The organism is Lebetimonas sp. JS138, from assembly GCF_000523335.1.
Taxonomy (GTDB): domain Bacteria; phylum Campylobacterota; class Campylobacteria; order Campylobacterales; family Nautiliaceae; genus Lebetimonas.
The window spans coordinates 14,160-27,701 of record NZ_ATHT01000001.1 but is presented as its reverse complement, the minus strand read 5'-3'; the positions used below and the strand labels follow the sequence as shown (position 1 = coordinate 27,701).

Annotated in this window: 12 protein-coding genes; 10 read left to right on the top strand and 2 right to left on the bottom strand. The window is 30.7% G+C overall.

Annotation, left to right across the window (positions count from 1 at the left end; all coding sequences use genetic code 11):
- The first annotated feature begins 7 nt into the window (after positions 1-7).
- Positions 8-760, top strand: coding sequence for an inositol monophosphatase family protein (locus DZ67_RS0100130; protein WP_024788967.1), 753 nt, complete (start codon positions 8-10; stop codon positions 758-760).
- Positions 760-2,340, top strand: coding sequence for a Na/Pi cotransporter family protein (locus DZ67_RS0100125; protein ID WP_024786688.1), 1,581 nt, complete (start codon positions 760-762; stop codon positions 2,338-2,340). The genes DZ67_RS0100130 and DZ67_RS0100125 overlap by 1 nt, the downstream gene beginning before the upstream one ends.
- On the opposite strand, the gene lolA is transcribed toward DZ67_RS0100125, so the two are convergent.
- Entirely contained in the window at positions 2,324-2,812 is a 489-nt protein-coding gene (gene lolA / locus DZ67_RS0100120) for a LolA-like outer membrane lipoprotein chaperone (protein ID WP_024786687.1), read from the bottom strand. The genes DZ67_RS0100125 and lolA overlap by 17 nt on opposite strands.
- A gap of 89 nt (positions 2,813-2,901) precedes the next feature.
- Between lolA and secA the strand changes: the two genes are divergently transcribed.
- The 8 genes from secA to DZ67_RS0100080 all read left to right on the top strand — a co-directional run bounded on the left by secA (position 2,902) and on the right by DZ67_RS0100080 (position 12,320).
- On the top strand, positions 2,902-5,550 hold the full coding sequence (gene secA / locus DZ67_RS0100115) for a preprotein translocase subunit SecA (protein WP_024790459.1): 2,649 nt from the start codon (positions 2,902-2,904) through the stop codon (positions 5,548-5,550).
- Positions 5,551-5,591: 41 nt separating this feature from the next.
- Positions 5,592-6,788 (top strand): ABC transporter permease, encoded by a 1,197-nt coding sequence (locus tag DZ67_RS0100110; protein ID WP_024786686.1) that lies wholly within the window; start codon positions 5,592-5,594, stop codon positions 6,786-6,788.
- Between the two features lie 254 nt (positions 6,789-7,042).
- Positions 7,043-7,906 (top strand): 4-hydroxy-tetrahydrodipicolinate synthase, encoded by an 864-nt coding sequence (dapA, locus tag DZ67_RS0100105; RefSeq protein WP_024786685.1) that lies wholly within the window; start codon positions 7,043-7,045, stop codon positions 7,904-7,906.
- A gap of 26 nt (positions 7,907-7,932) precedes the next feature.
- The gene (locus DZ67_RS0100100; RefSeq protein ID WP_024786684.1) at positions 7,933-8,709 is read left to right on the top strand and encodes an enoyl-ACP reductase; all 777 of its coding nucleotides are present in this window, start codon (positions 7,933-7,935) and stop codon (positions 8,707-8,709) included.
- Positions 8,706-9,296, top strand: a complete 591-nt coding sequence (gene pgsA / locus DZ67_RS0100095) for a CDP-diacylglycerol--glycerol-3-phosphate 3-phosphatidyltransferase (RefSeq protein WP_024786683.1) — start codon at positions 8,706-8,708, stop codon at positions 9,294-9,296. Before DZ67_RS0100100 ends, pgsA begins: the two co-directional genes overlap by 4 nt.
- On the top strand, positions 9,289-10,329 hold the full coding sequence (rseP, locus tag DZ67_RS0100090; protein ID WP_035906970.1) for an RIP metalloprotease RseP: 1,041 nt from the start codon (positions 9,289-9,291) through the stop codon (positions 10,327-10,329). The genes pgsA and rseP overlap by 8 nt, the downstream gene beginning before the upstream one ends.
- A 9-nt stretch (positions 10,330-10,338) precedes the next feature.
- Positions 10,339-10,998, top strand: coding sequence for a YggS family pyridoxal phosphate-dependent enzyme (locus tag DZ67_RS0100085; RefSeq protein ID WP_024790458.1), 660 nt, complete (start codon positions 10,339-10,341; stop codon positions 10,996-10,998).
- A gap of 8 nt (positions 10,999-11,006) precedes the next feature.
- The gene (locus tag DZ67_RS0100080; RefSeq protein WP_024786680.1) at positions 11,007-12,320 is read left to right on the top strand and encodes a GGDEF domain-containing protein; all 1,314 of its coding nucleotides are present in this window, start codon (positions 11,007-11,009) and stop codon (positions 12,318-12,320) included.
- Here DZ67_RS0100080 and DZ67_RS0100075 read toward each other — a convergent pair.
- Entirely contained in the window at positions 12,317-13,540 is a 1,224-nt protein-coding gene (locus DZ67_RS0100075) for a M16 family metallopeptidase (protein WP_024790457.1), read from the bottom strand. The two genes, DZ67_RS0100080 and DZ67_RS0100075, sit on opposite strands and share 4 nt — an antisense overlap.
- Positions 13,541-13,542: the final 2 nt, after the last annotated feature.

Genomic DNA, 13,542 nt, shown 5'->3' with positions numbered 1-13,542 from the left:
GTTTCTTATGGAAAAATTTATTCAAATAATAAAAGAGGCGGGAGAGATATTTAAAAAAGGGTTTTATTCGGCTAAAGAAGTAAGTCTAAAAGGTAAAAAAGATTTAGTTACAAATTACGATATAAAAATAGAAGAGTTTTTAAAAGAAAAATTTTCAAAATTTAATTATTCCATTATTGCGGAAGAATCGACAAAAGAAGAGTTTAACAATTCAATAATAATAGATCCGATTGACGGAACTACCAATTTTTTTCATCAAATTCCTCACTGTGCAATAAGTGTGGGCGTTTATGAAGAAAAAAAACCAAGATTCGGTATTGTTTATAATCCTGTTTTGGATGAACTTTTTTATGCCGAGGCTGGAGGCGGCGCATATAAAAACGGTAAAAAAATAGAAGTCAGTAAATTCAGTGATTTTGGGAGGGCATTGATTGCAACAGGTTTTCCATATTCGGGTGCTGAAAACAGGGATGATTTAAACTGGGTGATTGAAAAACTCTCAAAAATTTTGCCAAAATGCCAGGATATTAGACGATTTGGAAGTGCGGCTTTAGATTTATGTTATGTGGCTGAAGGGAAATTTGACGGATATTATGAAACAAATCTGAAGCCCTGGGATGTAAGTGCAGGGATTATTATTTTAAGTGAAGCCGGAGGCAAGGTTAGTAATGAAAAAGGAAGCGAATATAATATGTTTGAAGATAAATGCATAATTGCAAGTAATGGAATTATTCATATAAAATTTTTAAAGTATTTCTGATGCTTCAGGCTCTGGCAGGTCTTGGACTTTTTTTATTCGGAATATATCTGTTTGAAGATATTTTAAGAAAACTTTCATCAAAATCCTTTAAAGAAATTATTAATAAACTCACAGGCGGTAAAATAAAAGCGTTTTTTTCTTCAATATTTTTTACAGCTCTTTTTCAAAGCTCGTCTTTTATAACTTTAATAATTCTTTCTTTAATCGGTGTCGGGTTAATTAATCTGGAAAATGCTGTTGCAGTGATTTTCGGGGCGAATATAGGGACGACATTTACAGCATGGATAGTTGCTGTTTTTGGATTTGAAGTTAATTTAACACCTCTTTTTTATTTTTTTATTGGTCTTGGCGGATTTAGTATTTTGATAGAAAATGAAAAAATAAAAAGAATTTTGCTTTTAGTGTTTGCTGTAGGACTTTTGTTTTACGGACTTGAAATTATGAAAGATGCAATGGAGGGTTTTTCTAAAAATATTGATATAAACGAATTTAAGAATTATCCTTTAATTGTTTTTTTACTGGTCGGTTTTATAATAACAGGAATTATTCAATCAAGTTCTGCTTCTATTGCAATAATCCAGAGTGCGCTTTTTAGCGGTGTGGTTGATTTTAAAATGGCAGCCGCTTTTGTAATAGGTGCGAATATTGGTACTACTGTTACCGCTGTAATAGGTTCTATTGAAGGAAATTCAGATAAAAAAAGGCTTGCTTTAGCTCATGTTTTATTTAATATAAGTGTAGGGGTGGTTGCTTTTATTTTTATTAAATATCTGGTTGAAATTACCCTTTATTTTACGAACGGGCTGGACAATGTTTTAAAAATAGCATTTTTTCATACGTTATTTAATGTTTTGGGCGTAATTATATGGTTTCCTTTTATTGATTTTTATTCAAAATTACTTAAAAAAATAATAAAAGATAAAAAAAGAAGTGTTGTTAAGTATATAAATGCAGTTGACATTAATATTTTAAATTTAGCTCTCGACGCTTTGAACAAAGAAATAAACAGGCTTGCCAAAAAAGTCAGCAATTTCGCTCTTCTTGCGATATTTGTCCCTCCTTCTAAAACAGATAAGTCTATAGATAAAATTTTAGAAGAAAACAGCGAATTAATTGATGTCGATTTTAATAAACTGTATAATGAAATCAGGGAAATAGAAGGGGAAATTTATAAATTTATATCACAGCTGAATCAGGATGAAAATATTGTAAAACTGTTTAAAAAAACAATGTATCTAGCTACCGCTGTAAAATCCATAAAAGATATGCTGGGAGATATTGAAAAAATTTATGAAGAAGAAGGGCTTGAAGAATTTTTACAAAATATTAGATATCAGATTTTAAAAGCCACAATTTTATTCAGAAAATATTTAAACGGGGAAAATGTGTATGAGGAAATAGAAAATATATATGACCAGATTGCCAAATCATATAAAAGGGCAAGCGATATAATCAAACTGATTTCCAAAACTTCAAAAGTAAGTGCCGAAATTAACGCAATAATGATAAATATGCTGCATTTATCCAAAAGTTACATTAAATCGCTTAGGAATATAATGCTTCTTAATTCTGATAAATAAAATCAATATCTTTTGGAAAATTAAGCGGTGGAATAGAAATGTTTTTATTTGTTTTTTTAAAATAAATTTCAACCTTGTTTCCGATATCATCCGTATACCATGCTTTTTTAAGAGTTTTATCATAAATAAAATATATCTCTTTTTTGTTATTAATTGCAACATATAAATTTTTATCAAGTTTTTTAGCATTTTTTAATATCTTAAAAAGATTTAATTTCGCTTTTTTTGAAATAGTAACCTGCATTAAATCAGGCTCATAAATATAAACTTTATCTTTAATCCATATCTCTTTAATATTAGGATATGTGTATTTCCAGTAAATTTCATTGTTTTTAAGTATAACTATTCCTTTATAAGTCAGTTTTTTGTCTTTAGAATATATATACTGGGTGAATTTGGCTTTAAATTCTTTTGGTAAATTTAAGGAAAATAAATTACAAATTAATAAAAAAGAGATAAAAATGTATTTCATAAAAACACCTTTAATTTTTCACTTTTCATTTTTAACTTTTCACTTAAGAATATGTTATTATAACAAAAAACTTTGCAAAGGCTTTTTTAATGGTAAAACATGTGTTCAGGAAAATATTCGGTACAAAAAACGACAGGGAACTAAAAAAATATTTTAAAAGAGTAAAAGATATAAATGCATTAGAAGATAAATATCAAAAGATGAGTGATGAAGAAATAAAAAACGAATTTAATAAAATAAGAGAAAATGCGTTAAAAGAGGTGGAAAAAGAAGATAAAAATATTGTGCTTGATAAATATTTAAATGATGTATTTGCAATGGTGCGGGAGGCAAGTAAAAGAGTACTTAATATGAGACATTTCGATGTGCAGCTTGTAGGGGGAATGGTATTGCATGAAGGAAGAATTGCCGAAATGAAAACAGGGGAGGGTAAAACCCTTGTGGCCACTCTTCCCGTTGTGCTTAATGCAATGCTTGGAAGGGGAGTTCATGTGGTAACCGTAAATGATTATCTGGCAAAAAGGGACGCCACCCAGATGGGAGAGCTTTATTCATTTTTCGGATTAACTACAGGTGTTGTAATTTCAGGAATGGAGGAAAGTGAAAGAAAAAAGGCCTATGAATGTGATGTTACTTACGGCACCAATTCGGAATTCGGATTTGATTATTTAAGAGACAATATGGCTTTTGATATAAACGATAAAGTCCAAAGAGGACATTTTTATGCCATAGTGGATGAGGTTGATTCCATTTTAATCGATGAGGCAAGAACCCCTCTTATTATTTCAGGACCGGCTAATAAAAGGGTTGAAGATTATTTAAAAGCAGACGAGGTTGCCAAAAAAATGGTAAAAGATAAGCATTTTAAAGTTGATGAAAAAGACAAGGTTGTATTACTTACGGAAGAGGGAATAAGGGAAGCTGAGAGACTTTTCGGAGTGGAAAATTTATATACTCCTGAGAATGCCATTCTGGCCCATCATCTTGACCAGGCCCTAAAGGCTAATTATCTTTTTCAAAACGGAAAAGATTATATTGTAAGAAAAGGCGAGGTGTTAATAGTTGACGAATTTACAGGAAGAATTGCCGAAGGCAGAAGATTTAGCGAAGGGCTTCATCAGGCTCTTGAAGCAAAAGAGGGTGTGGAAATACAGGAAGAATCACAAACATTTGCGGAAACCACATATCAAAATTATTTCAGGCTTTATGAAAAACTGGCAGGCATGACAGGAACAGCCCAGACAGAAGCCACCGAGTTTATAGAAATTTACGGACTTGAGGTTATTTCAATACCGACTAATATGCCGGTAATCAGAAAAGATTTAAACGATTTGGTTTATAAAACGGCAGAAGAAAAATTTGAATCCGTTGTAAAAACAATAAAAAAACTTCATACAAAAGGTCAGCCCGTACTTGTAGGAACTACAAGCGTAGAAAAGAGCGAATATTTAAGCAGGCTCTTGAAAAAAGAAAAAATACCTCATACTGTGCTTAATGCAAAACATCATGAAAAAGAAGCTGAAATTATTGCACAGGCAGGTAGAAAGGGGGCCGTTACCGTTGCTACAAATATGGCAGGTAGGGGAGTTGATATCAAAATAGACGATGAGGTGAAAAAACTCGGAGGATTATATATTATAGGCACCGAAAGACATGAAAGCAGAAGAATTGACAATCAGCTCAGAGGCCGTTCAGGACGTCAGGGAGACCCGGGGGCAAGCCAGTTTTATCTTTCACTTGAAGATGATTTACTTAGAATTTTCGGAAGTGACAGAATAAAAAGAATTATGGAAAGACTCGGTATTGAGAGAGGTGAGCATATTGACAGCAAATTAGTCTCCCGTGCCATAGAAAATGCTCAGAAAAAAGTTGAAAGTATGCATTTTGAAGCAAGAAAGCACATTTTAAAATATGATGATGTCGCAAATGAACAGAGAAAAGTTATTTATAAATTCAGAGACCAGATACTTGATACAAATTTTGATATTGAAAATAAAATAAAAGAAATGAGAGAGGATTTTGTAGAATATATTTTAAATGAGAGTGAAGTTTTTCCGGAAATGCAGGAAGACGACATCAATTATGAAAATTTGATTTCTCATTTGAAAGAATATACGGGAATTGATTTTTCTTTGGAAGAGCTTAAAAATAAAGATTATGATTCATTAAAAAATTATATAACAGAAAAACTACAAAACAAATTCGAAGAAAAATTTAAAGAAGCAAGCAAAGAAGACAGGCAAAGGATTTTAAGACAGGTATTACTTCAGGTACTTGATGAAAGCTGGAGAGACCATTTATATATGATGGATATATTAAAAACAGGAATAGGGCTTAGAGGATATAATCAAAAAGATCCTCTTGTTGAATATAAAAAAGAGAGTTTTACCTTGTTTGAAGAATTAATTCAAAGAATAAAAGTTGAAAGTTCCAAATTACTGCACAATCTTCAAATTGAATACCAAATGCCTGAAATTGACCCTGATATCGCAGAATTTATAAAAGCAGTGGAAGGTAAAAAGGTTGAAGATATTTTAAATAAAATACCTGAAATACCTGAAAATATGGAAGAAAAAGATGTTGATGAAATATTAAACGAATTAGATGAAGAGACCAAAAAACTTAAAGCTGAATTTGAGGCCAAACAGGCTAAAAAAAAGGTAAAAAGAAATGACCCCTGCCCCTGCGGAAGCGGTAAAAAATATAAAGACTGCTGTGGAAAAAGCCCGAGATTTTAAATAGTGAGTAGTGAGTGGTGAGTAGTGAGTGGTGAGAGAAAGTGAATAAAAAATTTGTTAATTTTATAATTAAAAGATATTTAAGATTTGATAAAAAGCATCCTTTTATATATATAAGTTTTATTTTAGCTTTTCTTGGGATTTTAACAGGTGTTGCGACTTTAATGATAGCTATGGGGATTATGAACGGAATGGACAGGGAGTTTGAAAAAAAACTGAAAGTTATGAATTATCCCATAACCGTTTATTCATCATTAGTGAATGTTGATGATTCAACATTAAAACTTTTAAAAAAACACTTTCCTGAGTTTAAATATTCCCCATATATCGAAACATCGGCAGTTGTTCAAAACGGTAGCAATTTAAACGGGGTGCTTCTTTATGGTGTGGATTTTAAAAAAGAAGCAAATATTAATTATATTTTTAAAAATGCTATAAATGGAATTGATAAAACAGGACTTTTTGATGTAGTACTTGGAAAAAGGCTTTTTTCTGACCTTGGTATAAGTAAAGGTGAAAAAATTATAATGATTTTTTCAAAAATAACTCCTATGGGTTTTGGAATATCTCCGATTATAAAAAAAGTTAAAGTAATATCTTATTTTAACAGCGGCCTTGTGGCATATGACAAAGGAATTGCTTATATGAATATAGAAGGTCTTAAAAGAATATTACATCAGAATTTTTACAGTGGCATTCATATTTATTCTCCAAACCCTTTTAAGGATATAGAGAAAATAAAAAAAATCTTGCCTCCCGGAATCGGTATAATAGGTTGGTGGCAACAAAATGGGAATTTTTTTGCAGCTTTAAAAATGGAAAAAAGAGCTTTGTTTTTAGTGTTAATGCTTATAATTATTGTGGCTTCACTTAATATTATCAGTTCACTTCTTATGATGATTATGAGTAAAAGAAAAGAAATTGCTTTAATGATGAGTCTGGGTGCCGGAAAAAAAGAGATTAAAGCTGTTTTTTTAAGACTTGGACTTATTGTAGGGCTTATAGGTATAATAAGCGGGGCTTTGGTAGGAGGAGTTGGTATTTGGGTTTTGAAGACATTTGATATAATCAAACTTCCGGCAGATGTTTACGGGGTCAGTAAATTACCGATTAATCTCAGTTTTACAGATTTTAATTTGATTATTTTTGGAGCTTTTGTAATTGTCCTTTTTGCATCATTTTATCCTGCGCTTAAGGCCAGTAAAACCGATGTGCTTGAAACATTAAGATATGAATAAAGTTTGGGCACTGACTAAATAACGAAAAAATAAAAATATGACAGCGTAGCGGAATTTAGCGAAAATTTTGCGTTTAAAAAATTGCACTCAACCCGTAAGGGCGCTTGCGTTTGCAATTTTTAGCAAAATTTGAGCGGTGCATTAGCAAAATGAAGCTCTGAAGCTGTTATATTTTTAGCTTTGTAGTTATTCTTATATATTTTACCATTTAGTCATTGATAAAGTTTGATATAATTGCAAAAAAAAGGAATAAAATGCAAGGCGCAATGACTGCTTTAATCACTCCGTTAAAAAACGGAAAAGTTGATGAAGAAACTTATGCAAAACTGATTGAAAGGCAGATAGTTAACGGAATAGACTGTGTTGTACCTGTGGGTACCACAGGGGAGAGTGCCACTTTAACACATGATGAACACAAAAGATGTATTGAAATAGCGGTTGAAGTGTGTAAAGGTAGGGCAAAAGTAATAGCAGGGGCGGGAAGCAATTCCACTCATGAAGCGATAGATTTAGCTAAATTTGCTGAAAGTAAAGGAGCTGATGCAATTTTGAGTGTAGCCCCTTATTATAACAAGCCTACCCAAAAAGGTCTTTATGAGCATTATAAAGAACTGGCAAACAGTATTTCTATTCCTGTGATTTTATATAATGTTCCGGGCAGAACCTGCTCTAATATCGAAGTTGACACGGCTGTAAAACTGTTTAATGATGTTGAAAACATTGTGGCAATTAAAGAGGCAACTGGAAAAATTGAAAATGTAGTGGCCTTGAAAACGAAATCAGGTATAAGCGTAATAAGCGGGGAAGATGCAATAAATTATCCCATTATGGCAACAGGGGGAAGCGGATGCATATCTGTAACATCAAATTTGCTTCCTGATAAAATTTCAAAACTTATCCATCTTGCCTTAAAAGATGAATATGAAAAATCCAGAGAAATAAATGAGGAACTTTACGAACTTAACAAGGTTTTATTTATTGAAAGTAATCCAATTCCTATAAAATTTGCAATGTATGAAGCAGGGCTTATTCCATCTCTTGAATACAGACTGCCTTTAACATCACCTTCTAAAGAATCACAGGCAAAAATTAAAGAAGTAATTAAAAAGTATTTATAGTAAAAATATTATGTTAAGGAGATGATTTGAATAAAAAAACTTTAGTAATTAGTGGAGGAACAAGGGGTATAGGAAAAGCTATTGCCGAAAGGTTTGCTAAAGAAAATATAAATATAGCTTTTACATACAATTCAAATAAAGAAATTGCAGAGAATTTAGCGAATGAGTGGAGTGAAAAATATAAAATTAAAGCTAAAGCATATAAATTAAATATACTTGAACCTGAGACATATAAGGATTTATTTAAAGAAATTGATGAAGATTTTGATAGAGTGGATTTCTTTGTATCAAATGCGATTATCAGCGGAAGGGCGGTTGTCGGAGGTTTCGGACCTTTTATGAGATTAAAGCCAAAAGGAATTTGTAATATTTTTACTGCAACTGTTAACGCTTTTGTGGTCGGTGCCCAGGAAGCGGCAAAAAGAATGAAAGAAAGAGGGGGGAGTATAATAACTCTCAGTTCAACCGGAAATTTGGTTTATACCCCCAATTATGCAGGACACGGTTCGAGCAAAGCGGCGGTTGAAACCATGGTAAAATACGCTGCCGCAGAGCTTGGAGAATGGGGCATAAGAGTAAATGCCGTTAGCGGCGGACCGATTGATACAGATGCTCTTAGGGCATTTCCGAATTATGAAGAGGTAAAAAAAGCGGTAGAAATAAGAAGTCCTCTTAACAGAATGGGAACACCCGAAGATTTGGCCGGAATTGTCTATTTCTTATGCAGTGATGAGGCAAGCTGGATAACAGGAGAAACCGTTATTGTTGACGGAGGCACAACGTTTGGAGGGAAAATAGGTTGATTACGGAAGATAATATAAATTTTCAAAAAAATCTGAGATGGGAAAAAAAATTTAAACATATCCCGAATTTACTGGCTTTTTCAAGAGTTTTTTTAGCTCTTTTAATGTATTTCTTTTTAGTAAACAGAAATTTATTCAGTGAAATTGATTCAAGCTGGTTTGATTATTTTGCAGCTCTTTTGTTTGTTGTCGCTTCCATAACCGATTTTTTTGACGGTTTTATTGCAAGAAATTTTAATGCGGTCAGCAAACTTGGTGAAATATTAGACCCTCTTGCCGATAAAATGCTTGTTTTGGGTGCTTTTTTAGGCTTGTTGTTTTTACACAGGGCAAATTCCTGGGCAATATATTTAATACTTCTTAGAGAATTTTTTATTACAGGTCTTAGAATTGCTATGGTTGAAGAAGGGATGAGTGTAAAAGCCTCATTTGCTGGAAAAATAAAAACAGTTTTTCAAATGATTGCAATAGGCTTTTTAATTATGAACTGGCCTTTTGCGAATTTATTGCTTTGGATTGCCGTCATATTAACATTATACAGCGGAATGGATTATGTTTTAGCATATATAAAGAATCAAAATGATTAGTGCTTTACTTATATTATCTTTTTTAATATTTTTTCATGAATTTGGTCATTTTTTAATGGCAAAATTAGTAGGTGTAAAAGTTGAAGTTTTTTCCATAGGATTTGGGAAAAAACTGATTTGTAAAAAAATAGGGGAAACCAACTGGTGTTTAAGTGCTGTTCCTTTGGGCGGTTATGTTCAGATGAAAGGTCAGGATGATTCAAATCCGGCTTTGAAATCAAATGATCCGGATTCATACACTTCTAAAAATCCATGGCAGAGAATTTTAATTCTTTTGGGCGGGCCTGGGTTTAATTTTCTGCTTGCTTATTTGATTTATTTGTCTGTTGCAGTTGCAGGATGGCCAAAACTTGCACCTGTGGTTGGAAATGTAATGAAAGACACACCGGCTTTTTATGTATTGAAAAAAGGTGATAAAATTATTGAAGTAAACGGGGTAAAAATAAAATCGTGGGATGAAATTCCGGTGTTGATACAAAACAGTGATAAAGTTAATTTGGAAGTAAAAAGAAATAGTAAAATTATTATGTTAACTATTCAGCCCAAAATAATTTTTACTAAAAATATTTTTAACGAACCTGTAAAAAGAAAAATTATAGGAATCTCCCCCAGCGGGAAAATTATAAAAATTCATTATTCTATAATAAAAGCCCCTGTTGTTGCATGGCAAAAATTTTTAAATGATGCAGGGCTTATTTTCAAAAGTATTGAAAAACTGATAACCGGTGCGATAGGGTTAAATACAATAAGCGGACCGATAGGAATAGTGGATGTGACGGCTAAAGTTGCAAATATGGGAATAATTCCCCTTCTGTTTTTAACGGCGCTTTTGAGTGTGAATCTGGGAGTTTTAAATTTGCTGCCTATTCCGGCACTTGACGGTGGTCATATTATGTTCAATTTATATGAGGCCTTGTTTAAAAAAGAAATAAGCGAAGAAATTATGATAAAACTCACAATAGGAGGCTGGGCTGTTTTAGGCGCTCTTATGATAATTGGAATATTTAACGATATTATGAGAATAGTTCATTAAGGAGAAATAATGACATTGGATGAATTGATACAAAAAGTTGAAGCTGCAAGGCTCAAAAGAAGCGAGCATTTAATTGTTCAGATTGTAGCCGTTACAAAATATACGGATAAAATTGAACCACTTCTTAAATTATATAACGAAGGACAAAGAGCGTTTGGAGAAAATAGAGTACAGGATATGGAAAAAAAAGTAAAAGCTTTAGAAGAATACCCAATTGAATGGCATTTTATAGGTAATTTACAAAAAAATAAAATTAATAAACTACTTTCACTTGACCCTTTTATGATTCAGTCAATTAATTCTTATGAATTAGCCGAAGCAATTGATAAAAGAGCTGAAAAACCTGTTAAGTGCCTGCTTGAAATTAATTCTTCAGGGGAGCCTACAAAACACGGCTTAGAACCTGAAAAAGCAATTGAAACATATTTAAAAATTAAAGAAAATTTAAAAAATATAGAGCTTAAAGGCATTATGACAATAGGTGCTCACAGCGATGATGAAAAAGAGATTAGAAAAAGTTTTAAACTGACTTATAATATTTTTGAAAAATTAATGCCATACGGGGCAAAAATATGCTCAATGGGTATGAGCAATGATTTCGAAATAGCAATAGAAGAGGGGAGCAATATGATAAGGGTCGGAAGCGCTTTGTTAAACAGCTATTTATAAGTACTGATATGGATAAGAACAATCTAAAAATTTATTTTAATCAATTATTAGAAAAAGCTTATGATAATTTAATTGAAAAATTAAAAAGTGACTATTACACTAAAAGATTTTTTAATAATAAAGATTTTTTGCTTTTGATAGAGGAATATAAAAATAATTTAGAAATAAATTTTGAGTTTTTTTTAAATGAAAAAAATGAAGAAATAAAAGATAGAATAAAAACATTCGTAAAAAAACTGGACCGTTTTGGAATAGATTATTATACATATTTAGAAAATGTAAATTTTTTGGAGCTTTCTTTTTTAAAAAATATTTTTAAAAATAGAGATAAATTTGATTTTTGTGATATTGAAAAACTTTTTATACAAACAAACAATTTTTTTAATTTACTTAGGAATTATTCGGCACTTAGTTATTTGCAAGATTATATTGACAGAGAAAAAATTTTGTTTAGTGATTATATTTTAAATACATTAAAAAACAGTGATAGGGAACTTTTTAAATATGTAAATTATTTTTTAAATTTGACTGAAAACTTTTTAAACTATTTAACTGACAGTGATAATAAATTCCAGGAAAAAGTTTTTTTGGCAAATATTGAAAACAGAATAGAAACAATTGATAAAAAATATAAAAAAGAAAAAATTTTAAAACTTTTAAATGATTTAAATGAAATAATTGAACAAATAGTTGTTTTAAAAGAGGAAGAAAATTATTTGTTATTAATTGAAAAATATAACGAATTTATAAAAAATTCTTTAATGTTTTTATCTTTTTTGATAACAAATATAACTGCAATGGAAATTAAAAAATTAAAATTAGACCCTCTTACAAAAACGTTAACAAGAGCAAGTTTGGAAAATTTAATTTTAGGTATCGAAGATGTCTCTATTGTATCACAAAAACCCTTTGCAATAGCTTTTATTGATATTGATAATTTTAAAAAAGTAAATGATACTTATGGCCATTTAGCTGGTGATGAAGTATTAAAAAATGTTGCAAATACTGTTAAAAACAAAATAAGACTTTCAGATTATTTATTCAGATATGGAGGAGAAGAATTTGTTATTGTTTTTTCCGCAATAAAAGATATCAATACTTTAAAAAATAAATTGGAAGAAATTAGAGAAGCTGTAGCTTCTAAAGAAATTAATTTTGAAAATTTTACAATAAACGTAACAATTAGCATTGGAGGCCTTTTTGTAAAATTAAAAAATAGAGTGCCTGTAAAAAATTTAATAGAAAAAGCAGATAAATTAATGTATATGGCAAAAAAGAGTGGGAAAAATAGAGTTATAGTTGATAAATATATTGATAATTAAGAATGTAAAATAACACTAACCCCTTTTTCAAAATATTTTTTTATTTCTTCGAAATCTTTAATATTTAATTTGGATATATTTTCTTCATAATTAAGAAGAGGATTGATGTCCCCTTTTGCAAAATAATCTCCAAATATATTACTAATTCCGCCGCTGCTTTCCATAGATGTTATAAAATCGAGTTTTGTGGCGTTTTTTATTTTGTTTAAGAGTTTTTTAGTCGGTTTTGTATTTAATAAAATTTTTTTAATTTCTTTAACGACCTTTTGAGGATTAACCCCAGGGTTACAGACAGCCAGGGTTAAAAATATGCCTTTATCAATCAGCTCCATATTATATGCATATATTTCACTGACCAATTCTTTTTTATATTGAAGTTTTTCTTTTAAAACAGCACTTTTCCCCCCGCTTAATATTTCTGAATATGCACTTAAAATTATCTGGTCTTTATGATTAAATTCAGGTATATGAAAAGCAAGGGCTACGATATTTACTTCGGTTTGTCTTTTTATTTCAATAAATTTGTCTCCGTCAAGTTCCGGTTCTTTATAATGAAAACTTGGAATTTCTTTTGTATTTTCTATTTTTGAAAAATATTTTTGCGCTTCTTTAAATACGCTTTTTGGTGTAATGTCTCCCGCAACAAGTAAAACAGCGTTTTTAGGCTGGTAATATGTTGAATGAAAATCTCTTATATCGTCTATTGTCCAGCTTAATATATCTTCTTTAAAACCGATAGGTGTCCAGTGATACGGATGATAAACAAATGCATTGTTAAAAAGTCTGAAATAAAGATATCCCACCGGATTATTATCGACCCTCCAGAGTCTTTCTTCATAAACAACTTTTCTTTCTCTTTGAAATTCATCATCATTTAAATTCAAATTTTGCATGACTTCACTGAAAAGGAAAAATGTTTTGTCAAGATAATTTGAAGACGTTTTAATATAATAATGTGTATAATCAAAACCTGTCGAAGCGTTATCTACACCTCCTATGGATTTTACAATTTTATCAAATTCGCCTTCTTTTAAATTTTTGCTTGATTTAAAATTCATATGTTCCAACATATGGGCTATTCCCGTTTTTCCCAAAACTTCGTTTCTGCTTCCGACTTTATAAAATATATTGCTTGTAATTACATTACTTCCTTTGTTGCAAGGTATTGCTATAATTTCCAAATCGTTTTTTAATTTATGAGAATAAAATTTTGGAAGCATTT

Bases quoted from the DNA above. Each gene is read 5' to 3' on its own strand.
- DZ67_RS0100130 (WP_024788967.1), top strand. From the start codon at position 8: ATGGAAAAATTTATTCAAATAATAAAAGAGGCGGGAGAGATATTTAAA.
- DZ67_RS0100125 (WP_024786688.1), top strand. From the start codon at position 760: ATGCTTCAGGCTCTGGCAGGTCTTGGACTTTTTTTATTCGGAATATAT.
- lolA (WP_024786687.1), bottom strand. From the start codon at position 2,812: ATGAAATACATTTTTATCTCTTTTTTATTAATTTGTAATTTATTTTCC.
- secA (WP_024790459.1), top strand. From the start codon at position 2,902: ATGGTAAAACATGTGTTCAGGAAAATATTCGGTACAAAAAACGACAGG.
- dapA (WP_024786685.1), top strand. From the start codon at position 7,043: ATGCAAGGCGCAATGACTGCTTTAATCACTCCGTTAAAAAACGGAAAA.
- rseP (WP_035906970.1), top strand. From the start codon at position 9,289: ATGATTAGTGCTTTACTTATATTATCTTTTTTAATATTTTTTCATGAA.
- DZ67_RS0100085 (WP_024790458.1), top strand. From the start codon at position 10,339: ATGACATTGGATGAATTGATACAAAAAGTTGAAGCTGCAAGGCTCAAA.
- DZ67_RS0100080 (WP_024786680.1), top strand. From the start codon at position 11,007: ATGGATAAGAACAATCTAAAAATTTATTTTAATCAATTATTAGAAAAA.
- DZ67_RS0100075 (WP_024790457.1), bottom strand. From the start codon at position 13,540: ATGCTTCCAAAATTTTATTCTCATAAATTAAAAAACGATTTGGAAATT.